We start from the raw sequence: 22908 nt of genomic DNA, 5'->3' as shown, positions 1-22908 counted from the left end.
AGCTCAATCCAGCGCTTCCAACTCGTCGATCAGCCCGGAGATGACGCCGAGCCCGATCTGCCAGAAGGACGGATCGGTGGCGTCGAGGCCGAAGGGCTTTAGCAATTCCGAATGGTGCTTGGTGCCGCCGGCCTTCAGCATGTCGAAATACTTCTCCTGGAAGCCGCGCTCGGAACCCCGGTAGACGGCATAAAGCGAGTTCACCAGACAATCGCCGAAGGCATAGGCGTAGACGTAGAAGGGCGAATGGATGAAGTGCGGTATGTAGGTCCAGAACGTCTCGTAGCCTTCGCGCAGTTTTATCGCGGGGCCAAGGCTCTCGGCCTGCACTTCCAGCCAGAATTGCCCGAGCTTGTCGGACGTCAGCTCGCCGTTGCGGCGCTCGGCATGCACCTTGCGCTCGAATTCGTAGAAGGCGATCTGGCGCACCACCGTGTTGATCATATCCTCGACCTTCTGGGCGAGCATGGCCTTGCGCTCGCGCTTGTCGGCGGTGGCGTCGAGCAGCGAGCGGAAGGTCAGCATCTCGCCGAAGACGGAGGCCGTCTCGGCCAGCGTCAGCGGGGTGGAGGCCATCAGCGCGCCTTGCCCGCCTGCCAGGACCTGATGGACGCCGTGACCAAGCTCGTGCGCCAGGGTCATGACGTCGCGCGGCTTGCCCATATAGTTCAGCAGAACGTAAGGATGGACCGACGGGACGGTGGGGTGGGCGAAGGCGCCGGGCGACTTGCCGGGCCGCACCGGCGCATCGATCCAGTTGCGGTCGAAGAAGGTGCGCGCGATGTCCGCCATCTGCGGCGAGAAGCGGTGGTAGGCCGACAGCACCGTGTTTTTCGCGTCGTCCCATGCGATCGTTGCCTTCGGCGTTTCGGGCAGCGGCGCGTTGCGGTCCCAGTGGTTCATTGCCTCCATGCCGAGCCAGCGCGCCTTCATCGCATAGTAGCGGTGCGACAGGCGCGGATAGGCTTCGCGAACGGCGGCGGCCAGCGCATCCACGACGCCGCGCTCCACCCGGTTGGCGAGGTGGCGGGAATCGGCGATGTCCTTGAAGCCGCGCCAGCGGTCGGAAATCTCCTTGTCTTTGGCCAGCGTGTTGGTGATCAGCGTGAAGGTTCGCAGGTTCTTTGAGAAGGTGGCGGCGAGCGCCTCGGACGCCTCGCGCCGGACCTCGCCGTCGGCGTCCTGCAAACGGTTCAGCGTCGGCTCCAGAGTCAGTTCCTCGCCGTCGACGGTAAAGCGCAGGTCCGCCATCGTCTCGTCGAACAGTCGGTTCCAGGCGCCGCGGCCGGTCACTGACTTTTCGTGGAAAAGCTGCTCGATGCGGTCTTCGAGCTGGTAGGGCTTGTCCATCCTGAGGTCCAGCACCCACGGCCGGTAGTGGCCGAAGGCGGGATCGGCGTCGAGGGCTGCTTCGATCGCCACGTCCTCGATCAGGTTGAGCTCCAGCGCGAAGAACAGCAGATGCGCGCTGGCGTCCGTCATCTTCTCCTGCACGTCGCCGTAGAGCTTGGCGCGGTGCGGATCGACGGTGTTGCCGGCATAGACGAGGCCGGCATAGGAGACGATGCGGCCGATCAGCTCCTCCAGCGCCTCGTATTGCTTCAGGGCCTCGCCGAGCTTGCCGTCGCTGCCGCGTCCGGCCTCGGCGGCCAGCGTCCCCTTCCAGCGGCTTTCGAAGGCGATTGCGTCGGCGGCCGCCTTTTCCAGGTCGCGCCTGAGTTCCGGCGCCTCCATGCCGCTGTAGAGATCGGCGAGGTTCCATTCCGGCAGATCGCCCATGGTCGCTCCCATAGTCGCCGCCGTGCCCTGAGCGGTGGAAGCCGCGGCGAGCCGGCGGCGCGAGATGATGTTCATGCCAGTACCTTCAGCGAGGGTGGGACGGAAAGCCGGTCAAATGCGAAGCAATTCGTTCACCGGCTTTTTTGAAAGCTTATTTAGAACCCTGTGCCAGGATGATCCATAGGGCAGAACCGTGCAGCCTGAGAATTCGAACGACCGATGACAGGTTCCATCCTCATAGTCGATGACGACCCGGTGCAGCGGCGCCTGCTGGAGGCGGCGGTGACGCGCTTCGGCCACGCTACCGTCGTTGCCGAGGGCGGGGAGGCGGGCTTGAGCGCGCTCGACGGCCCCGGCGCCCGCGAGATCTCGGCGATGATCCTCGATCTCGCCATGCCGGGCCTGGACGGCATCGGCGTCCTGAAGGCGATGCGCGAGCGCGCCATCCATGTGCCCGTCATCGTGCAGACGGCGCAGGGCGGCATCGAAACGGTGGTGCAGGCGATGCGCCATGGCGCCTTCGACTTCGTCGTCAAGCCGGCCTCGCCGGACCGCCTGCAAACGGCGATCGCCAACGCCCTGAAGGTGGAGGCGGTCGAGGGCGAGGTGAAACGCGGCGCTCGGCGCAGCGGCGGCACGCTCACCTTCAAGGACATGATTACCCGCAGCCCCGCCATGGATCGCGTGATCCGGCTCGGCCAGAAGGCGGCGGCCTCCAACATTCCGATCCTCATCGAGGGTGAATCGGGCGTCGGCAAGGAACTGGTGGCGCGCGCCATCCAGGGGTCGGGCGAGCGCCGCTCGAAGGCCTTCGTCACCGTCAATTGTGGGGCTATACCCGACAATCTGGTGGAATCGATCCTGTTCGGCCACGAGAAGGGCTCCTTCACCGGCGCGACGGAAAGGCACACCGGCAAGTTCGTCGAGGCGCATGGCGGCACGCTGTTCCTCGACGAGATCGGCGACCTGCCGCTCGACGTGCAGGTCAAGCTCCTGCGCGCCGTGCAGGAAGGGGAGGTCGACCCGGTCGGCGGCCGGACCACCGTCAAGGTCGACATCAGGCTGATCTCGGCGACGCATCGCGACCTGCTGCAGCGGGTCAGGGACGGCGCCTTTCGCGAGGACCTGTTCTATCGCCTCAACGTCTATCCCATCCACGTGCCGCCGCTGCGCGAACGCCGCGACGACATTCCGCATCTGGTCCGGCACTTCATGCAGCGGGTCGGCGCGACCGATCCGCACCGGCGCATCGACGGCATCACCGGCGAGACGCTGGCGATGCTCGCCGCCTACGACTGGCCGGGCAACATCCGCCAGCTCGAAAACGCCGTCTACCGTGCCTCGGTGCTGGCCGAAGGCACGATGCTGACACCGGAAGAATTTCCGCAGATCCGCGCCCAGGTAGAAGGCATCGTCGATCTCGGCGCCGACGCGGATTCGCAAGGGGTCAAGGCCGACATGGCGGCCGTCGCGGTTTCACCGGAACGTCGTGAGATCGAAGCCCCGGCCAGCGAGCCGCCGATGCCGCCGGCCGAGCCGTTCGGTTCGCTGCGCGCGCTCGACGAGCGCGGCAACGTGCGCTCGCTCGCCGCCGTCGAACTCGAAATGATCAAGCTCGCCATCGACCGCTACAACGGCCAGATGAGCGAGGTGGCCAGGCGTCTCGGCATCGGCCGCTCGACGCTCTATCGCAAGCTCAAGGAATACGGCATCGATCCCGAAGCCGGGCGGCTCGAGCGGCTCGCCTCCTGAGAACGAATCGGCCGGCTGCCGCCGATCTCCTCGCCCGCCGGATGGCGGCGTCGCGTGCTGCCACAGGTCTTTTCACGCAATGTGGCAGCCGGTAACGGATCGTGTTCGCGAAAACGGGGAATTGTGATCTAAACCAGCGGTTTACCAAGTGTGGCGGAGTAGCTTTTTCGCCGCGTTGCCGCCATGGTGTTGGCGCAATTTGCTTCAATAAGCGATGATTAACCAATAGGATCGATATTCGGACGTACTCACGTCCGTTTGGTCAAATCCGGGGACAAACGGCAGCCTGCAAGGCCTTTTGATTTGAACAGAATCGAACGACTCACAAACGGGCGGCACTTCAACGCGGGCTGGCCGAAATGGCTGGCGGCGGCGGCTCTCGCCTTTGGTTTCCTTTCGACGACGGCGGTCACGGCCAGCGCCGAGACGCGGTCGTTGAAGTTCTATCATCTGCATACGCACGAGAAGGCGGAGATCGTCTACAAGCGCAACGGCCGCTACGTCCCCGAAGGCTTGAAGAAGATCAACTACATCCTGCGCGACTGGCGCCGCAACGAGCCGGTCAAGATGGACCCTCGCCTGCTCGACCTGGTCTGGGAGGCTTATCGCGAGAGCGGCGCCACCAGCTACATCCAGGTCATCTGCGGCTATCGCGCGCCGGCCACCAATTCCATGCTGCGCAGCCGTTCCAGGGGCGTGGCGCAGAAGAGCCAGCACATGCTCGGCAAGGCGCTGGATTTCTATATCCCCGGCGTGCCCCTGAAGAAGCTGCGCAACATCGGCCTGAAGATGCAGGGCGGTGGCGTCGGTTACTATCCCACCTCGGGTTCGCCCTTCGTGCATATGGACGTCGGCAACGTGCGTCACTGGCCGGGCATCAGCCGCCAGGAACTGGCGAGCGTGTTCCCCAACGGCAAGACGCTGCACGTGCCTTCCGACGGCAAGCCGCTGCCCGGCTACCAGCAAGCCCTGGCCGCCTACAAGTCGCGCAAGGCGAGCGGCACGCCCAATATCGAACTGGCCAGCGCCGGTGGTTCCGGGAAGTCCGGCACGCTGTGGACGGCACTGTTCGGCGGCGGTGCCGACGAGGCGGAAGACGAGGCAGATGTGGCCTCCGCCGCCCCGGCGCCGAAGGCCAGGGTCGCCAAGGCGGCTCCGGCCGCCAAGGCACAGCCGGGCATCGCCATCGTTTCGCCCGACAGGGCGCAGCGCGCCGACATCCCGATGGTCGAGGACGCTGCCGACGAGGCACCGACGGCAGAGCAGGAAGCGCCGGCGACACCGGAAACCATCATCGCGGCGCTGCCGGCGCGCGACGTGCCGCTGCCGGCTTTCGCACCGCGGCCCAAGGCCGATGTCGGCGTTATTGCGGTGGCGCAGGCCGAAACGCCTGAAACGGTTCCATTCGGCATGGCCGACGCATCCGCGCCGCGTCCGACCGAGGATGTCCAGCCGGTGCAGGTGGCTTCCGCCGCGCCGACGCCTGACAGCATGCCGTTCGGCAAGGCCGATGCGACGGCTTCCGTGCAGGACGAGCAGGCGACCGTTGCCGGCGTGCCCTTGCCGACCTGGCGTCCGCAACATTCGTCCGCCCCCGATCTGCAGATCGGCAACCAGCAGGCCGTGCTTCTGGCGCTGGCCGACACCGCACAGGGTAACGGCGCCAGCCAGGCTCTGTCGGCGCAGGCCTTGTCCACCTTGCCGTCCGAGCGGCCCGACGTGGCAAAGCCCGACGAGGTCAAGGCCATGCTTGAAAAGGTTTCGACCGACGACTACCAGGTCGCCTCGCTGACGGTGATGCCGCCGCGCTCGGCCTTCAGCGATCCGTCCGGCGTCGATGCGTCGCCGCGGTTGGCGGTTGCGGCCCGTCCGGCGGGTTCCGATCCCGTCGCGGCGGTCGGCGGCAGCGTCAAGACGACGCCGAAGGAAGCGCGCGCCAGCGCCCGGGACGCCAAGCCCGGCCCGAAGGCGGTAGTGCTGCCGGCTCCGCCGAAACTGGCGCGCTGGGCGCTCGACGGCGAAGATGCGGTCAACGAACCGGCCGCCGCCGAAACGGATGCGCAGCCGCGTCTGGCCTACAATCTGGTGCGCACCGCGCCCGTCGAGGTCTACACCACCGGGTTCACCGACACCGACGAAATGGGCGAAGCGCACCGCTTCACCGGCTCGGCCGTGAAGTTCATCTCGGTGGCCCGCTTCGGCCAGAAGTAATTCCAGGCCGGGTGCATTTGCCTCGGAAGTTTGAAACAATAAGCCGCAGCGGAAGTCCCGTTGCGGCTTTGTTTTTTCCGGGAGCGGTCAAGCCGGATCAGGGCGCCTTGCGCAAGGCGCTCGCCGCCTTGGCCAGTGCCTCGATCTCGTCCCAGCGGCCGGCCTTGACCAGATCGTCGGGCGCCACCCATGAGCCGCCGACGCATAGCACGTTGGGCAGGCTGAGATAGTCGGCCGCGTTCTTCGGGCCGATGCCGCCCGTCGGGCAGAACCTGACATCGGCGATCGGCGAGGCGAGCGCCTTGAGGAAAGCGGCGCCGCCGGCCTGTTCCGCCGGGAAGAATTTCAGGAAGTCGAGCCCCGCCTCGCGCGCCGCCATGATCTCGCCGGGCGTGATGGCGCCCGGCAGCAGCGGCACCTCGCTGTCCCTGGCCGCAGCAAGCAGTTCGCGTGTGATGCCGGGGCTGACGATGAACTTCGAGCCCGCCGAGGCCGCCTCGTCGAACTGGCTGGCGGACAGGATGGTGCCGGCGCCGACAACCGCTTCCGGCACCTCGGCCGCGACGCGGCGGATGCACTCCAGCGCGTCCGGCGTGCGCAGCGTGATCTCGATCGCCTTCAGCCCGCCGCGGGCGAGCGCACGCGCCAGCGGCACGGCATGCGCCACATCCGTAATCTTCAGCACCGGGATGACAGGCTGGCCGTCCAGCAGCGCCAGCAGCCTTTCGGTCTTGCTCGCTCCGCTCTGGGTTCCCTTGGTCGCCATGTCGAGCCTCCGATGCTGCGGCTAGTTCGGTCGAAACTGCTTTCAACCGATTTAGCGTCCGTCTAGCAGACCGATCCGGTGAAGTCCACGCGGCGTCTTGCATCAGGCGCCTCCGAGCAAGCCGGAAAGCCGTTGCCTGAGCCAGCTCCAGAGCCGGACGAGGGGGCCGTTCCTGCTCAGCGCGGCGCGAAGAGCCGCCTGCGTCGCCGGCCCGGCGATGCCGTCCGCCATGAGGCCATTGTCCTCTTGGAAGCGCATGACGGCTGCGGCCGTTGCCGGGCCGAAGGCGCCATCGGCGTCGAGCGCGTAGCCCAGCGCGAGGAGGTCGCGCTGCAATTCTGTCACGGCCTCGCCTTTCGCGCCGCGGCCGAGCAGGACGGGACCGGAGCCCATGACGCCGTCCGTGGCGACGCTGTCTTTGCCGACGTTCTTTCCGCCATAGCGCGCATAGGCGGCGGCGATCTTGGTGTCATAGCCATATTGCTTGTAGGCGGGGCCGTTGTAGCCGCGCGCGAAGGCGTTCCAGTCGCCGTCGCGCAGCGCGCCGGCCAGCCCGGCCTTTTCGATATAGAGCGCCATCAGCCGGGTCTGGCCGGCGATGCCGGAGCGGGCTTCAGCCACCAAGGCATCGACGCTGGCAAATCCCAGCCGGTTCCAATGCGCGCCCATCACCTGCCCGAGGCCCCATGAAACCGACTCGTAGGCGGCCTTGGCGTTGATCGTCGCCGCCGCCTCGAGCATGCGCCAGCGGGCTTCCTGCGTGGCGGGATTGGCGATTGCGCCAGCCACCGGCGAGGCTAGCCCCTTGTCGCGGGCCAGCGCGCGCCGATCTTCGTCGAGCCGGCGGTCGAAATAGTGGCCCTCGAAGCGGATCAGCGGCTCGCGTCGACCGGCTACGAGTGCGAAGGCCTTGCCGCCGCTCTCGACCTCGGCGACCGCCAGCAGCGAAGCCGGTTCGAGATCGAGCGCCTTGGCGGCTTCGGTTATCTCGCTGACGACGTCTTTGCTGAACATTTTTGGCCCTTCGGTTGAAGACCAAGTATCGTCCGTTTTGGAAAGGCGTGAATATCTTGCGCGTTTTCGCCATGCCCTATCCGGCGTGGAAAGCCTGTCCAGCTTGAAACGGGTCGACCGAGCGGTTACGGAGCGACCATGGATACATCCCCGTCCGAGCCACCGTTTCGCGTTGCCGCGCTCTATCGCTTCGCCCGCCTGGACGGGCATGAAGCGCTGCGCGCGCCGCTCGCCGCCTTCTGTTGCGCGCGAGGCATCAAGGGCACGCTGCTGCTGGCGTCCGAGGGCATCAACGGCACTGTCGCCGGGAGCGCGCAAGCGATTTGCGAGCTTGTCGCCCATCTGCAAGCGCTGCCCGGCCTCGACGGCCTCGACGTAAAGTACAGCCATGCGACCGACATGCCGTTCCACCGCATGAAGGTCAGGCTGAAGCGCGAGATCGTCACCATGGGCGTCGAGGGCATCGACCCGGCCATGAGCGCCGGCACCTATGTCGAACCGTCGGAGTGGAACGCGCTGATCTCCGATCCCGATACGGTCGTCATCGACACCCGCAACGCCTACGAGGTCTCGCTGGGCAGCTTTCGCGGCGCGCTCGATCCGCAAACGGCCAGCTTCCGGCAGTTCCCCGGCTGGGTGGACGTGCATCGCGCCAACCTGGAGGGCAGGAAGGTCGCCATGTTCTGCACCGGCGGCATACGTTGCGAGAAGGCGACGGCCTATGTGAAGGCGCTCGGCATCGATGAGGTCTTCCACCTCAAGGGCGGCATCCTGAAATATCTGGAGGCGGTGCCGCAGGCTGAGAGCCTGTGGCAGGGCGAATGTTTCGTCTTCGACGAGCGGGTCTCGGTGTCGCACGGACTGGAAGAGGGCGAGGCGGAGCTTTGCCGCGCCTGCCGCCGACCGCTGACGCCGCAGGACCGGCATTCGCCGCATCATGCCGCCGGCGTTTCGTGCGTCTATTGCCATAACGAGCGCTCGGATGCTGACCGCGACCGCTACGCCGAGCGGCATCGACAGGTGGAGCTCGCCCGCAAACGCGGCGCGGCGGCGCATATCGGCAGCTGACCCGGCCGGCGCGACGCCAAGCTTGTCGCGCGTTTCGGTGGAAAGTCGGCGACAGGCCACCTATGTCTGCCAGGCAATCGATCCCTGCCGCGCCGACGGCGCCTGACCCGGAGGACTTGATGTTCGATCCCAAGAAACTGCTCGACGACCTGCTCGGCTCGAAAATCCCCGGCACGGAAGGAACCGTGCGCGACAAGGCCGGGCAGGCGGTGCAGATGGCGAAGGATAATCCGCTCGCAGCCGGCGCGCTGGCGGCCGTGCTGCTTGGCACCGGTGCCGGACGGCAATTGACCGGCACGGCGATCAAGCTTGGCGGCATCGCCGCTATCGGCGGGCTCGCCTACAAGGCGTACCAGAACTACAAGAACGGCGAACAGCCGGCCGCGGCCGACGCACCGGCGGCGCGCCAGCCGGAGCTCTTGCCGCCGCCGGCCGGCACGGATTTCCACCCCGCCTCGGCACCGCAGGGCGAGGACGAGTTCGCGCTGATGCTGGTGCGCGCCATGATCGCAGCGGCCAAGGCCGACGGCCATATCGACGACGAGGAACGCAAGAAGATCGGCGACAAGCTCAGCCTGTCGGGCATCGGCAGCGAGGCCGAGGCCTTCATGCGCAAGGAACTCGAAGCGCCGCTCGATCTCGGCGCGCTGGTCGCGGCGGCGCGGACGGAGGCGCAGAAGGTCGAACTCTACACCGCCTCGCGACTGGCCATCGAGCCGGACACGCGCGCCGAACGCGGCTATCTCGACCTGCTCGCCGGCCGCCTCGGCCTGCCCGACGCGCTGGTCGACCATATCGAGGCGACGGTGTCGGCGGCCAAGGTGCCGGCTGCGTAGGGCGGTTTCATCGTTAATCTTTCGTTAACCGAACAAGCGCATCATTTTCACCAGTCGGATCGGTTTTCCTCCTCCCAAGCCGGTTCAGATTAGAGGGCGGTCGCCAATGACCGCCCTTTTTGTGCGGCGATCCGCGAGCGGGTTGCCAGCGGCGGCGGCATCTGCGATGCCACGGTCGTTTCGGGAGGATCTCATGAGCGCAAGCAAGACAGCCATCGTCACCGGCGCGGGCACCGGCATCGGCAAGGCCGTCGCCGGCGCGTTGCTGAACGCCGGGTGGAATACGGTGTTCTGCGGCCGCCGCAAGGCACTGTTGGACGAGGCGATCGCCGCCGCAGGTCCCACGCAAGGGCAAGGGCTGGCGGTCGCCTGCGACATCAGCAAGGCCGACGAAGTGGACGCGTTGTTTGCCAAGGCGGTCGAGACGTTCGGCCGCGTCGACCTGCTCTTCAACAATGCCGGCATGGGCTACAAGTCGACGCCGATCGACGAAATTCCGGTGGAGGTGTGGAACGACGTGGTCGGCGTGAACCTAACCGGTTCCTTCCTGTGCGCACGCGCCGCCTTCCGCCAGATGCGGCGCCAGAGCCCGCAGGGCGGCCGCATCGTCAACAACGGCTCCGTGTCGGCCTACGCGCCGCGCCCCGGCTCGGTGCCCTACACCGCCACCAAGCACGCCATCACCGGCCTGACGAAAACGCTGGCGCTGGACGGGCGGCCCTTCGATATCGCCTGCGGGCAGATCGACATCGGCAACGCGCTGACCGACATGGCCGTGCCGATGACGGTGGGCGTGCCGCAGGCCAACGGCGCGGTCGCCGCCGAAGCGGTGATGGACGTGCGGCACGTGGCCGACGCCGTGCTGCACATGGCCGGCCTGCCGCTCGACGCCAACGTGTTGTTCATGACGGTGATGGCGACCAAAATGCCCTATGTCGGGCGCGGTTGAGGCCCGGCGCCGGTTCGTCCGATCTCGATCTTACGCGGCCGCTCTTGCGCAGCGAAAAATATCTGACTAAAGTCAGGTAATGCAATCGCAAGACATCCAGCAAGTCCGCCGCTTCAACCGGCTCGTCACCCAGCGCATCGGCGCGCTGGGCGACAGCTATCTGGCGCGCGGGCGGCCGCTCGGCGAGGCGCGGCTGATCTTCGAACTCGGCAGTTCGGGTGCGACCGATCTCGCGGCGTTGCGCCAGCGGCTCGGCCTCGATTCCGGCTACCTCAGCCGCCTGCTGCGCTCGCTCGAAGGCCAAGGCGTGCTTGAATTGCGCAAGAAGGCTGAGGACGGCCGCGCCCGAGACGTCGTGTTGACGGAAAAGGGCAGGGAGGAATTTTCCGCCTACGACACACTGTCCGACACCTTCGCCCGCGATCTCCTGGCGCCGCTCGGCGATGCGCAGCGGCAGCGCCTCGTCGCCGCGATGGGCGAGGTCGAACAGCTTTTGCGGGCGGCTTCCGTGACGATCGCCCCGGAAGCCGCCGATAGTGCCGACGCCCGCCGCTGCCTCGATGCCTATATCGGCGAACTGGCCGACCGTTTCGAAGGCGGCTTCGAGGGCGGCTCCTTCGGCACGGCTGACATGACGCCGCCTGTCGGCTGGCTTCTGCTGGCCCGGCTGGACGGCGAGGCGATCGCTTGCGGCGCGCTGAAGCGGCTCGATGCGACGACCGGCGAGATCAAGCGGGTGTGGGTTTCGCCCACCGCGCGCGGCATGGGCGTCGCCGGGCGGCTGATGGACCGGCTGGAGGCGCTGGCCGGCGAGATCGGCTGCCGGCGCGTTCTTCTCGACACGAACCGGACGCTGACGGAGGCGAAGGCCATGTATCTCAAGCGCGGCTATAGCGAGATCGGCCGCTACAACGACAACCCCTACGCCGACCACTGGTTCGAGAAGCGGCTGTAAGCTACGCAGCCGTGGCTTATGCCAAGAACGCCTCGATGCGCTCCAGCGCGCGTAAAATGTTCTCCTCGGAATTGGCGTAGGACAGGCGCATGTAGCCTTCGCCGAGCACGCCGAAATCCGGACCGCCGATCAGCGCGACGCCGGCTTCCTCCAGCAGCGCCGAGGCCAGTTCCTTCGCCTTGCGGCCGGTGGCCGAGACGTTGGGGAAGGCATAGAAGGCGCCTTTCGGCGTGACGCAGGAGATGCCGGGAATGGCGTTCAGTCCTTCGACCACGATGCGGCGGCGGCGATCGAAGGCCGCCATCATCTTCTCCACCTCGTCCTGCGGCCCGTCGATGGCAGCGATGCCGGCATATTGGCTGGGCGCGTTGACGCAGGACCAGCAATTGACCGCCAGCTTGCGCACCTTGTCGTAGAGATGGGCGCCTTTCTCGCCGTTTGGCCAGATCGACCAGCCCATGCGCCAACCGGTCATCGCCCATGTTTTCGACCAGCCGTTGAGCACGATCAGCCGGTCGCGGATTTCGGGGAATTGCAGCAGCGAGGTGTGTTTCTCGCCGTCATAAGTCATGACGTCGTAGATCTCGTCGGAGAGGATGGCGACGTCCGGGTGCTTCTCCAGCCCCTTCACCAGCTTCTCGATCTCGGCACGCGGGGTGACGCCGCCGGTCGGGTTGGCCGGCGAGTTGAGGATCAGCAGCCGCGTCCTCGGCGTGATCAGAGACAGCGTTTCTTCCGCCGAGAAGGCAAAGCCGTTTTCCTCGCGGATCGGCACCGGCACCGGCCTCGCCCCGGTGAACTCGATCATCGAGCGGTAGATGGGAAAGCCGGGATCGGGATAGAGGATTTCCGCGCCCGGCTCGCCGAACATCAGGATGGCGGCGAACATGGTCGGCTTGCCGCCGGGCAGGATCATGACGCTCTCGGGCGAGACCTCCACGCCGGTCGTCGCCAACGTGCGGCGCACCACCGCCTCACGCGTCGCCAAAAGGCCATTGGCCGGCGTGTAGCCATGGTGGCCGTCGCGCAACGCCTTGATCGCCGCCTCGACGATATGGTCGGGCGTGCGGAAATCCGGCTGGCCGATGCCGAGGTTGACGATGTCGCGGCCCTCATGGGCGAGCGCGGTCGCCCGCGCCAGCACGGCGAAGGCGTTTTCCTCGCCGAGACGGTCGAAGGCTGCGATCGTGTGGAGCATTTTGTTGGTCCAGATTGGCGCTAATGGCGGGCCGGCATTTTTGGGAGGCTTCGCGGCATCTGTCAAACTCCAGAAAGTCATTCCCATGTCCGAAGATCTGAAAGACTGGCAGCCGCGGCCGCGGCCCGAGCGCAAGGTTACGGAAGGCCGGCTGGTCCGGCTGGAGCCATTGAGCGCGGCAAGACACGGGGACGATCTGTTCGCGGCCTCCTCGGTGCCCGACGCGATGGAACGGTTCCGCTGGCTGCCGGACTATCCGCCGAAGACGCGCGCCGAGTTCCAGCCGTGGCTGGAGAAGGCCGAGGCCAGTCCCGATCCGCTGCACTTCGCCGTCATCGACAAGGCCAGCGGCAAGGTGGTCGGTCGCCAGACGCTGATGCGCATCGAGCCGGCGCACGGTGTCATCGAGATCGGCAACATCTATTGGGGGCCGCAAATGGCGCGCACGCCGGCGGCGACCGAAGCGCAGTTCCTGTTCACCCGCTATGCCTTCGACGAGCTCGGCTACCGGCGCTACGAATGGAAGTGCGACAACGACAACCGTCCCTCCAAGCGGGCGGCGGAACGTTTCGGCTTCACCTTCGAGGGCATCTTCCGGCAAGACAAGGTCGTCAAGGGCAAGAACCGCGACACGGCCTGGTTCTCGATCATCGACAAGGAATGGCCGGTACTCAAAAAAGCCTATGAGGACTGGCTCGCCCCTAGCAACTTCGACGGCGAAGGCGTACAGAAAAAACGCCTCGAGGATTTCCGTAAGTGATTGAGGCGTAAGGTTATTTTGTTACGCGAAAGGTTCCGTCATGGCGCAAGGTCATTCCCACGAAGGACACTCGCATGACCATGGCGCGGGCCATGTCCACGGTTCGACCGACAAGCGCCGGGTTCTGCTCGCCGCCTGCCTGACCGGTGGTTTCATGATCGCCGAGGCCCTCGGCGGCTGGCTGACCGGCTCGCTGGCGCTGCTTGCCGATGCCGGTCACATGCTGACCGACAGCCTGGCGCTTGGGCTGGCCTGGTATGCCTTTCACCTCGGCGAGCGGCCGGCCAACAGCCGCCTGACCTATGGCTTCGGCCGGGTCAAGACGCTGGTGGCCTACACCAATGGCATCGCCATCTTCGTTGTCGCATTGTGGATCTGCTACGAGGCCTGGCAGCGCTTCCAGGCGCCGCCGCCGATCCTGGGCGGCCCGATGCTGGTCGTCGCCGTGCTCGGGCTGGTGGTCAACATCGCCGGCTTCCTCATCCTGCATGGCGGCGATCGCGACAGCCTGAATATGCGCGGCGCCATCCTGCATGTGCTTGGTGACCTGCTCGGTTCGGTGGCGGCGATCGCCGCCGCGCTGGTCATCCTCGCCACCGGCTGGACGCCGATCGATCCGATCCTCTCCGTACTGGTGGCGGTGTTGATCCTGACGACGGCCTGGCGGCTGATGCGCGATGCCGCGCACGTGCTTCTGGAAGGCACGCCGCCGCATCTCGACCGAGATGGCATGGCGCGCGACCTCGTGGAGAGCGTCCCGGGCCTTCGCGAGGTTCATCACATGCATGTCTGGTCGATGGACGGCAGCCGCACGATGGCGACCCTGCACGCTTGCCTGAACGAGGGGATTGACGCGCATGGCGCCGTCACCGCCATTAAGGCGCGGCTGGCGGCCGAGCACGGCATCGAGCATGCCACGGTGGAACCTGAATACGGCCACTGTGCCGACGGGGACGGAGACCACGACCACCATCACGGCGGCAGCGGTCATGACCATGATCATGGAGATCATCACGGTCATGCCCACGGCGCGCTGCAGGGCGCTCCCGCCGACCGCCGCCACTATCACTAGCCGGATTGTTACAAGCCCCGTATAGGTGCGCGCGGGTTTGGGCCGGAGAACAGCCATGGATCGCGAAAACAGGAACGCTGCCATTGCGGCGCTCGTCATTCTCGTCGGCTTCGGCGTGCTTGCCTATTGGCTGCCGACGATCATGCTGGCGCTCGGCGGCGTCTCGACCGTGCTGGCGGCCCTCGCGGCGGTTCTGTTCGGCCTCGCCCTTTTCATCGTGCTTTGGCTGCGCGGCAGGGCGCAACGCCGAAAGGAGAACCGCTGATGCGCATCCTGATCACCGGGGCGGCAGGCATGGTCGGCCGCAAGCTGACCGAGCGGCTGGTGCGCGACGGCACTTTGCGCGGGCAGAAGATCACCGCGCTCGCCTTGCACGACATCGTCGAGCCGCCGGTGCCGGTCTTCGACGGCGTGGCGGTGACGGCCCATGCCAGCGACCTTGCCCGGCAGGGCGTGGCGGAAGAACTGGCAGCCGAAAAGCCCGACGTGGTGTTTCATCTGGCCGGCGTTGTCTCGGGCGAAGCGGAAGCGAATTTCGACCTCGGCTACCGCGTCAACCTCGACGGCACGCGCGCGCTGTTCGACGCGCTGCGGCTGACGCAGAATGCGCCGCGCGTCGTCTACACGTCCTCGATCGCGGTGTTCGGCGCGCCGTTTCCCGACGTGATCCCGGACGAGTTCCATCCCACCCCGCTCACCTCCTACGGCACGCAGAAGCTGATGGGCGAAGCGCTGCTGGCTGATTACACGCGGCGCGGCTTCTTCGACGGCATCGGCATTCGCCTGCCGACCATCTGCGTCCGGCCCGGCAAGCCGAACAAGGCCGCCTCCGGTTTCTTTTCCGGCATCATCCGCGAGCCGCTTGCGGGGCTGGAGGCGATCCTGCCGGTGCCGCGCTCGGTCGTGCATACCCACGCCAGCCCGCGCTCGGCGGTGAATTTCCTCGTCCACGCGGCGGAGATCGACGGCGACAAGGTCGGACCGCGCCGCAACCTCACCATGCCGGGCGTGGCCGTCAGCGTCGGCGAGCAGATCGAGGCGCTGCGCCGCATCGCGGGAGCGAAGGCTGTGGCGCTGATCCGCGAACAGCCGGACGAGGCGGTGTGGGCGATCGTGAAGAACTGGCCGACCCGCTTCGAGGCCAAACGCGCGCGCGAACTGGGTTTTACGGCCGAGCAGAGTTTCGACGAGATTATTCGCACCCATATCGAGGACGAACGCGGCGCCTGAGGGCGACGCTAAAGCGTCACGCGATCTTTCAGATTCGCTCCGCACGCTTTAGAGTCTTGATTTTACGCATGTCTTTGTCCCGAAACCGGGTCCCACTTTCGGGAGACATGCTTTAGGCCTCAATGGCCCTTCGCGGCCTCGGCCGTTTCCTTGGGCGCCGGTTTCGGCGCTTCCTTGCGCCGCACGGCGTTGTCGCGGATCTCGTCCTTGGACAGGAAATTGACCTGGTCGATCAGCACGTCGTGGACGATGTCGGCGCCGATCCGCTTGTTGAGGGTGTCGCGGATGTTGTTGCGGAAGGCGTCGAGGTCGAGGTCGGCCGTGTTGGTGAAATCGGTTTGCGGATTGGAATAGAGGTAGGAGTAGACCTGGTCGGTCATCAGCGCCGAAGCCGGGACCGACAGCTTGGCCATTTCCGCCGGATCGACCGTGTAGACCAGCTTGGTCAGGAAATAGCCCTGGATGGTGGCGTCCTTGACCATCGGCACCGAGATCATGTCGGTGTTGATGTAGTCGAGGCCGCCCAGCAGCGGCTTGGGCGTATCGTCGGCCTTGGCGCCGGCGTTCTGGAACGAATAGATCGCAGCACCTGCGGTGACGGCGCAAATCCAGACGGCGGCTATGATGAACTTGATCATCGGCCGCTCACGGGCGTGCCCAGCCGAATTCCCCGGCCGAATAGGTGCCGTCGGCTTCCGCGTTCTGGATGGCGCTCTTGAGCAGGTTGGCCACTTCGTTGACGGCGTTGAGGTGGGCGAGAATCGCCGCCTCGTTGCGTGCCAGCTTCTGGCGCAGCCGCGTCAGTCCCTCGCTGTTCTCGGCGAGGAATTCCGCCTGGCCGGGTCCCTTCATGGCGCGGTTCAGCTCGTAGAGGTAGCGGCTCTTGCGGGCGTTCGAGGCCTTGAGGTCGAACGAAACGCCGCTGCGGATGCCGGCCGTCTCCTCCTCCACCGCTTCCTCGATGCGGCCGATGATGGCGGCGAGGTTACCGGGCCGGGCCGGGCCGGACACCGCATCCGCAACGCCGGTGCGGGCAGGCAGGTTGGAGGCGAATTCGGAATACTCGTTCATGGTGACCCTGTCAGATCTTCGTTGCCGCGGCCGCCGCTGCCGGGTCGTCGCTCAGGGAGCGGACCATGCGGCGCTGAATTTCCTGCACGAGCGAATTGGAGAGGCTGGACTGGGCGTCCCGCGCTGCCTGTTCCGGCCCGCCGGAGACGGCGCCCACCGGCACCACGCGCTTGCCTTCGAGATAGTGGTCGGCCAGCATCGAGCGCGCGATGCCGATGCCGCCGCGATCCGCCATCACGTCGGCGAGGTGCTCGGCGAGCTGCGATTTCCACATGTCGCCTGCAAGGCCCTTGCCGTAGACGCCCTCGGCATCCTTGGGCAGCATGTTCTGGATGAAGGTCTGCAGCACCATCGCCTCGAAGCGTTGGTAGTTCCTGGCCGGGCCGGCCTGCTCGGTGTCCGTCCTGCGCGCAGCATCTGCCGCTTCGACGGTGAAGGCGGCGGCCGCGCCGCCGGCGCGTTTCGTCAGCGCCGCGCGCGCGGCCTCGATGTCCTGAGGCTCCGCCGCGCGGGCGACGTCGAGCACGATGTCGCTGGGGGGAGAGATCGCCAAGCCGAAGCTGCCTTCTGCCGTTTCCGTCGACCGATCATCGCCGAACAAGCTTGCCGCAGGCTTGCCGGCGCGGCCTGGCTATCTGCCGCGCTTCTGCTCGATGATCTCCAGCCGCTCGCGGTCGCCGCGTCGGCGTTCGTCGTCGCGGCGTGCCGCCTTGTAGGCGCGCTCGACCATGTTGGTGCGCGCCGTGGCGGCGGCCACCTTTGCCGCCTCGGCGCGGGCCTTTTCCAGGCTTTCATCCTGCCGCCTCAGGGCGCCGGCGATGCGGTTGTGGTAGAGTTCCGGAAACAGGCCGGCCAGCGAACCCTCGGCGTCGAAGCGTTCGGCCAGCGCCTTGGCTTCCTGTTTGGCGGCGTTCGCCTCGGCCAGAAAGCCGGCGCGGCGCGTCTCGTGCAGGGCCTTCAGTTGCTCCTGCACCTCGACCAGCTTCTTCAGGCGGTTCTTGCGATCGGTCATCGGCCTATCTCGACAGGGCCAGGTCGATGAAGCCGTCGGCGAACAGCGACAGCATGGTGGCGGCGGCGAAATAGAACATGACGATGCCGCCGACGATGATGATCGGCTGGGCGATGAAGTAGACCGGGATCTGCGGCGTCAGCTTGTTGACGAAACCGACCGTCAGGTTGACGATGATGGCGTAGGCGACGAAGGGGCTGCCGAGCCGGATGACGAGGAAGAAGGCGTCCGAGATGGTGTCGGCGACGTCGACCAGCGCGGCCTGCGGGTTGAAGAAGACGTTGAGCGGGGCGACCTGATAGGAAGCGACCAGCGCCCGGATCACCTCGTGGTGGAAGTCGAAGACGAACAGCATCAACAGCGCCGAAAGCGAGATCAGCGCCGCAAGCGGGGCCTGCGGCTCCGGCTCCTCGACGGCCGTTCCGCCATTCGAGTTGAAGCCGATCAGCATGGCAAGCCCAGCGCCGATGAAGCGCAATGCCTCCATGTAGAGGCGCGTCATGATGCCGATCAGGCCGCCCACCAGCAGTTCCGAGGCGATCATCGGCACCAGCACCGCGGGATGCGGGTCAACGAAAGGATAGATGCGGTCCCACAGGAAGGTGAGCAGGCCGACGGTGACGGCGATGGCCGCGAACAGGCGCACATGCAGTGGCACGCGCACGCTGGAAAGGCCCGGCATCACCATGAAGCAGGCGCCGACGCGGCAGAAGGCGAGGAACGCCGCCAGGATGGTCGTCTGCGTGAGGGCGGAGAGGGCGTTCACAGAGAGTCCGTGCAGCGGTGTCCGCCGTTTTCTGTCGTCCTCACGAAACCGTTCCCAGCACCCTGATCTCGACGCCCTTGGCGATCTCGACGTGGGAAAGCACCGGCAGGGTCGTAAACATCCGCTCGATGATCATGCGCACGTAGGGCCGGGCGTCCGGCGCGGTGACGAGGACGAATCGCTCGCCGGCCTCCAGATGCTTGCGGATCGCCTTGGTCGCCTCCTGGCCGAATTCTTCCAGTTGGCGCGGGTCGATGTCGAATTCGCGCACCTCGCCCTTGGCGTCGCGCTTGAGGCTCTGGTGGAAAGCGAGGTCCCAGCGGTTGCCGAGGCGCAGCACCTTGAGCACGCCGCCTTCGGTCAGGTCGCCGCAGATCTGCTGCGCCATGCGCACGCGCACATGCTCGACGATCTGCTCGGTGCGGCGCACATGCGGCGCGATCTCGGCGATGGCCTCGATGATGAGGTGCAGGTTGCGGATGGAGACGCGCTCGGCGAGCAGCAGTTTCAGCACCGCCTGCAGGCCGGGATAGGAGATGTGCTGCGAGCAGATCTCGTCGGCCAGCTTGCGGTATTCCGGGTCCTGCCGCTCCAAGAGCGCCTTCATGTCCTTGTAGGAAAGAAGCTGCGGCAGGTTGTTGCGGATCACCTCGGAGAGGTGGGTGAGCAGCACCGACATGTTGTCGGCATAGGTGAACTGCTCGCGCTTCAGGTCCTCGGCGAAGGTCTCCATCACCGAATAGGCTCGCATGCCGAAGGCGGGCTCGCGCACTTCCTCGCCCGGAATGTCGGGGATATCGCGGGTGCCGAGCAGCACCATCAGTTCGCCCACCCGCATCTGGTGCTCGGCGACCACGGTACCGTGCACCTTGATCTGGTAGCTTTTGGGCGGGATGGCGAAATCGTCGGTGAGCTTTACCTCCGGCACGACGAAGCCGTACTGGGTGGCGAACTTCTTGCGCATCTTCGACATGCGGAAGGCGAGTTCCTGGTGCGCGCTGATGAGGCGGGTGGAAAGCTGCTTGCCGATCAGGAGCTCGATCTCGGCAGTGGCCAGCGAAGCCTTGACCGAGTTCTTCTCCTCCTCGGCCTTGGCGGCTTCTTCCTTTTTCCTGCCGGCTTCCTCTTCCGCGATCCGCCGGTTGTGCTGGAGGGGGATGACGTAGCCGAGCCCGGCCATGGCGCCGGCCAGCGTCACGAAGGGGAACATCGGCAGGCCGGGCATCAGGCCGAGCAGGGCCAGCAGTGCCGCCGCGACGTAGAGGGCGCGCGGATAGGCGCCGAGCTGGCCGAACACAGCCTTGTCGGCCGAGCCGCGCGTGCCGCCCTTGGAGACCAGTAGGCCAGCCGCCAGCGAGACGATCAGGGCCGGGATCTGCGTCACCAGGCCGTCGCCGACCGAAAGCTTGACGAAGATGTCGGCCGCCTTGCCGAGACTCATGTCGTGGCGCAGGTAGCCGATGGCGATGCCGCCGACGATGTTGATGGCGGTGATGATGAGGCCGGCGATGGCGTCGCCGCGCACGAATTTCGAGGCGCCGTCCATGGAGCCGAAGAAGGAGGATTCCTCTTCCAGTTCGCGCCGGCGCAGCTGCGCGGTCTTGTCGTCGATCATGCCGGCCGACAGGTCGGCGTCGATCGACATCTGCTTGCCGGGGATGGCGTCGAGGGTGAAGCGGGCGCCCACCTCGGCGATGCGCGTGGCGCCCTTGGTGATGACGATGAAGTTCACCACGATCAGGATCATGAAGACAATCAGGCCGATGACGAAATCGCCGCTCATGACGAGGTTGGAGAAGCCGCTGATGACGTAGCCGGCGGCATGCGTGCCCTGGTCGCCATGCGACAGGATCATGCGGGTGGTGGCGATGTTGAGCGACAGCCTGAGCATGGTGGCGATGAGCAGCACCGTCGGAAACGACGAGAAGTCGAGCGGGCGCTGGATCCACAGCGCCACCATCAGAATCAGCACCGACAGCGCGATCGAGATGGCTAGCCCCATGTCGATCAGGAAGGCGGGGATGGGCAGGAACAGGACGGCCAGGATGATGACGATGCCGGCGGCGAAGAAGACGTCGCGGCCGTTCTTGACGGCGTTGCGCGCCGAGAAGGTTTCACTGATCGCCACTGTCGTCTCCGCCGGCCATGCAAGCGGGCACGGATGCCCGAGCCTGCGACCCTAATGGCCCAAGCTTGCGCGAAGGTGGGGGTGGATGGCGCCGCCTCGCTTGACCGTGATGCCGCCACGCGTTGTCATGTGCGCGAGGCCGAAGTATCAGGCTCCTTCCATCGGGATTTCCGCGAGCCGCCCTTTGCTATCCGCCGCACAGTTGCCAGTCCACGCCCGCCGGCTTCGCGCGCTCCTCGTGCGATCGCTGCCGGTGCTGGAAGCGCGCGGCATCGTCGTGGTGCTGCTCGGCGGGCTGGTCGGCGTCATGGCCGGCACGCTGGTGACGACGATGAGCGCGCTGGTGCAGTGGCTGCATGTGCTGTTGTTCGAGGTCCAGCCGGGCGGCCGGCTGTCCGGCATGTTTTCCCTGCAGCGCCCGGTGCAGGCGCTGGTGCCGGCGGTTGGCGGCATCCTGCTCGGGCTCACCGTGGTCTGGCTGCGCAGGCGCAAGTTCCGCACGCCCGTCGACCCGATCGAGGCCAACGCGCTCTATGGCGGGCGCATGTCGCTCACCGACACCTTCATCATCGCCGGCCAGACGATGATCTCCTCAGGCTTCGGCGCATCCGTAGGGCTCGAGGCGGGCTACACGCAAGTCGGTTCCGGCCTCGCCTCGCGGCTGGCGCGGTTTCTCAGGATGCGGCGCAACGACGTGCGCATCCTCGTCGGCTGCGGTGCGGCGGGCGCCATCGCGGCTGCCTTCGACGCACCGCTGACGGGTGCCTTCTACGGCTTCGAGCTGGTGATCGGCACCTATTCGGTCGGCAATGTCGCCCCGGTCATGGCCGCCGCGATCTGCGCGTCGCTGACGGCGGAAGTGTTCGGCGGGGTGCCGTTCCCGATGGAGCTTTCCGGCCTGCCGGAACTGACGCCCAGCCTCTATGTGCCGTTCCTGCTGCTCGGTCTGGTCGGCGGCGGCGTGTCGATCGCCATCATGTACTTCGTCACGTCGGTCGAGCGGCTGTTCGCCCGGCTTTCGATCGACGCTTCGCTCAGGCCGTTCCTCGGCGGCTGCATCGTCGGCCTGCTCGGCCTGGTGACGCCGCAGGTCCTGTCCAGTGGCCATGGCGCGCTGCACCGGGAATTCGCCATGAGCTACGGGCTGGCGGTGATCGCCAGCGTCTTCCTGCTCAAGCTCGCCGCCTCGGCGATCTCGCTGGGGTCGGGCTTTCGCGGCGGCCTGTTCTTCGCCTCGCTGTTCCTCGGCGCGCTGATGGGCAAGATCTTCGCCGGCATCATGGTCTTCTTTTTCCCGGCCAGCGGTTTCGACGCCGATGTCGCCGCCGTCGTCGGCATGACGTCGCTGGCCGTCGGCGTCGTCGGCGGACCGCTGACGATGACCTTCATGGCGCTGGAATCGACGCGCGACATCACGCTTTCCGGCGTGGTGCTGGCCGCCTCGATCATGTCGGCCATGCTGGTGCGCGAGACGTTCGGCTACTCCTTCTCGACCTGGCGTTTCCACCTGCGCGGCGAGACGATCCGCAGCGCCCACGACGTCGGCTGGATGCGCAGCCTGACCGTTGGTTCGATGATGCGCAAGGACGTGCGCATCATCGATTCGTCCACCACGCTGGATGAATTCCGCAAGGCGATCCCGCTCGGCTCCGCGCAGCGAGTCGTCGCCGTCGACGCGGACGGACGCTATGCCGGCGTGCTGATCGTGGCGGAGGTCTACAGCGAACAGGGCAATCCGGGCTCCACTGTACTGACGCTCGCCAAGTTCCGCGATTCGGTGCTGGTGCCGACCATGAACGTGCAGTCGGCGGCCGAAACCTTCCAGCGCGCCGGCGCAGAGGAACTGGCGGTGGTCAAGGACTTCACCGAGCGCGCGGTGGTCGGCCTGCTGACCGAAGGGCACCTGATGCGGCGCTACGCCGAGGAACTCGACAAGGCACGCCGCGACCTGTCCGGCGAGGAATAAGCTTCAGGGCCGCTGGCAGCGTGAGGCACGTTCCTGCCGTTTTGCCGCAAGCTCCGTTTCCAGTCCCTCGATCTTGCGGGTCTGGCGATCCTCCAGTGCGGAGCGGGCCTTGACGCCGCCCGGCACCCAGAACGGCACGTCGAAATTGCTGATCTTGCCGCGGCTGATGGCAGCGGCCGAAAGGTCCTTCGATGTCTCGCCGATGCTCACATTGATGTCGGCGCAGGGCGTGTTCGCACCGTCGGTCGATCCGGACGCGCAACCGGTAAGCAGCACCGCCAGCATGGCGGCCGCCGAGACGGGCGGAGCTTGCAGCAATCTCATGGCGGCAAAATAATCAAGGCGAGGATTGGTTGCAAACCGGAAGGGGGCGTC

The 22908-nt window shown here is 66.4% G+C and carries 22 protein-coding genes; 11 read left to right on the top strand and 11 right to left on the bottom strand.

The genetic code is table 11. The annotated features are described in order from the left end of the window. Positions 1-3 precede the first annotated feature (3 nt). Entirely contained in the window at positions 4-1854 is a 1851-nt protein-coding gene (locus E6C48_RS09225) for a M3 family oligoendopeptidase (protein WP_168734492.1), read from the bottom strand. A gap of 144 nt (positions 1855-1998) precedes the next feature. On the opposite strand from E6C48_RS09225, the gene E6C48_RS09220 reads away from it, so the two are divergent. Together E6C48_RS09220 and E6C48_RS09215 are read left to right on the top strand one after the other, a co-directional pair. Next, positions 1999-3531: a sigma-54-dependent transcriptional regulator gene (locus E6C48_RS09220; protein WP_136356353.1), complete on the top strand. Its 1533-nt coding sequence runs from the start codon at positions 1999-2001 to the stop codon at positions 3529-3531. 303 nt (positions 3532-3834) lie between these two features. Continuing rightward, complete coding sequence (locus tag E6C48_RS09215) at positions 3835-5742, top strand: DUF882 domain-containing protein (protein WP_230978705.1); 1908 nt, start codon at positions 3835-3837, stop codon at positions 5740-5742. Between the two features lie 97 nt (positions 5743-5839). Here E6C48_RS09215 and E6C48_RS09210 read toward each other — a convergent pair whose 3' ends face one another. Then, positions 5840-6508, bottom strand: a complete 669-nt coding sequence (locus E6C48_RS09210; protein ID WP_136356351.1) for a 2-dehydro-3-deoxy-phosphogluconate aldolase — start codon at positions 6506-6508, stop codon at positions 5840-5842. Between the two features lie 102 nt (positions 6509-6610). Next, positions 6611-7522: an N-acetylmuramidase domain-containing protein gene (locus E6C48_RS09205; protein ID WP_136356349.1), complete on the bottom strand. Its 912-nt coding sequence runs from the start codon at positions 7520-7522 to the stop codon at positions 6611-6613. A 138-nt stretch (positions 7523-7660) separates the two neighbouring features. On the opposite strand from E6C48_RS09205, the gene trhO reads away from it, so the two are divergent. From trhO to E6C48_RS09185, 4 genes are all read left to right on the top strand, one after another. Then, positions 7661-8590: an oxygen-dependent tRNA uridine(34) hydroxylase TrhO gene (trhO, locus tag E6C48_RS09200; protein ID WP_136356347.1), complete on the top strand. Its 930-nt coding sequence runs from the start codon at positions 7661-7663 to the stop codon at positions 8588-8590. A gap of 119 nt (positions 8591-8709) precedes the next feature. Continuing rightward, positions 8710-9426 (top strand): tellurite resistance TerB family protein, encoded by a 717-nt coding sequence (locus tag E6C48_RS09195; RefSeq protein WP_136356345.1) that lies wholly within the window; start codon positions 8710-8712, stop codon positions 9424-9426. Positions 9427-9619: 193 nt separating this feature from the next. Continuing rightward, on the top strand, positions 9620-10375 hold the full coding sequence (locus tag E6C48_RS09190; RefSeq protein ID WP_136356343.1) for an SDR family oxidoreductase: 756 nt from the start codon (positions 9620-9622) through the stop codon (positions 10373-10375). A 79-nt stretch (positions 10376-10454) separates the two neighbouring features. Next, on the top strand, positions 10455-11330 hold the full coding sequence (locus tag E6C48_RS09185; RefSeq protein ID WP_136356341.1) for a bifunctional helix-turn-helix transcriptional regulator/GNAT family N-acetyltransferase: 876 nt from the start codon (positions 10455-10457) through the stop codon (positions 11328-11330). 16 nt (positions 11331-11346) lie between these two features. Here the strand turns inward: E6C48_RS09185 and E6C48_RS09180 are convergent, their stop codons facing one another. Beyond that, entirely contained in the window at positions 11347-12528 is a 1182-nt protein-coding gene (locus E6C48_RS09180) for a pyridoxal phosphate-dependent aminotransferase (RefSeq protein WP_136356339.1), read from the bottom strand. 85 nt (positions 12529-12613) lie between these two features. On the opposite strand from E6C48_RS09180, the gene E6C48_RS09175 reads away from it, so the two are divergent. Genes E6C48_RS09175 through denD form a run of 4 tightly spaced genes read left to right on the top strand, consistent with a single transcriptional unit; the run spans position 12614 to position 15590 of the window. Further along, the gene (locus E6C48_RS09175) at positions 12614-13288 is read left to right on the top strand and encodes a GNAT family N-acetyltransferase (RefSeq protein ID WP_136356337.1); all 675 of its coding nucleotides are present in this window, start codon (positions 12614-12616) and stop codon (positions 13286-13288) included. Between the two features lie 40 nt (positions 13289-13328). Then, positions 13329-14360, top strand: a complete 1032-nt coding sequence (locus E6C48_RS09170) for a cation diffusion facilitator family transporter (RefSeq protein WP_136356335.1) — start codon at positions 13329-13331, stop codon at positions 14358-14360. Positions 14361-14415: 55 nt separating this feature from the next. Next, a complete protein-coding gene (locus tag E6C48_RS09165; protein ID WP_136356333.1) occupies positions 14416-14625 on the top strand; it encodes a hypothetical protein in 210 nt (69 codons plus the stop codon). Further along, positions 14625-15590: a D-erythronate dehydrogenase gene (gene denD, locus E6C48_RS09160; protein WP_136356331.1), complete on the top strand. Its 966-nt coding sequence runs from the start codon at positions 14625-14627 to the stop codon at positions 15588-15590. The genes E6C48_RS09165 and denD overlap by 1 nt, the downstream gene beginning before the upstream one ends. A 119-nt stretch (positions 15591-15709) precedes the next feature. Here denD and E6C48_RS09155 read toward each other — a convergent pair whose 3' ends face one another. The 6 genes from E6C48_RS09155 to flhA form a co-directional block, all read right to left on the bottom strand. Then, entirely contained in the window at positions 15710-16228 is a 519-nt protein-coding gene (locus tag E6C48_RS09155) for a hypothetical protein (RefSeq protein ID WP_136356329.1), read from the bottom strand. Between the two features lie 7 nt (positions 16229-16235). Then, complete coding sequence (locus E6C48_RS09150; protein WP_136356327.1) at positions 16236-16661, bottom strand: hypothetical protein; 426 nt, start codon at positions 16659-16661, stop codon at positions 16236-16238. A gap of 10 nt (positions 16662-16671) precedes the next feature. After that, positions 16672-17214, bottom strand: coding sequence for a rod-binding protein (locus tag E6C48_RS09145; RefSeq protein WP_136356325.1), 543 nt, complete (start codon positions 17212-17214; stop codon positions 16672-16674). A 78-nt stretch (positions 17215-17292) separates the two neighbouring features. Next, positions 17293-17673 carry a hypothetical protein gene (locus E6C48_RS09140; RefSeq protein ID WP_136356323.1) on the bottom strand — a complete coding sequence of 127 codons (381 nt, stop codon included), beginning with the start codon at positions 17671-17673 and terminating at the stop codon, positions 17293-17295. A 4-nt stretch (positions 17674-17677) separates the two neighbouring features. Further along, positions 17678-18439 (bottom strand): flagellar biosynthetic protein FliR, encoded by a 762-nt coding sequence (gene fliR / locus E6C48_RS09135; protein ID WP_136356321.1) that lies wholly within the window; start codon positions 18437-18439, stop codon positions 17678-17680. Between the two features lie 40 nt (positions 18440-18479). After that, positions 18480-20567, bottom strand: a complete 2088-nt coding sequence (gene flhA, locus E6C48_RS09130) for a flagellar biosynthesis protein FlhA (protein ID WP_136356319.1) — start codon at positions 20565-20567, stop codon at positions 18480-18482. Positions 20568-20694: 127 nt separating this feature from the next. Between flhA and E6C48_RS09125 the strand changes: the two genes are divergently transcribed. Beyond that, the gene (locus E6C48_RS09125; protein WP_136356564.1) at positions 20695-22533 is read left to right on the top strand and encodes a chloride channel protein; all 1839 of its coding nucleotides are present in this window, start codon (positions 20695-20697) and stop codon (positions 22531-22533) included. Between the two features lie 3 nt (positions 22534-22536). Here the strand turns inward: E6C48_RS09125 and E6C48_RS09120 are convergent, their stop codons facing one another. Beyond that, the gene (locus E6C48_RS09120) at positions 22537-22857 is read right to left on the bottom strand and encodes a hypothetical protein (RefSeq protein WP_136356317.1); all 321 of its coding nucleotides are present in this window, start codon (positions 22855-22857) and stop codon (positions 22537-22539) included. Positions 22858-22908: the final 51 nt, after the last annotated feature.

The organism is Ollibium composti (assembly GCF_004801285.1).
Lineage (GTDB): Bacteria > Pseudomonadota > Alphaproteobacteria > Rhizobiales > Rhizobiaceae > Mesorhizobium > Mesorhizobium composti.
Note: the sequence above shows the minus strand (reverse complement) of the source record. Positions and strands in the feature narration are given on the sequence as shown.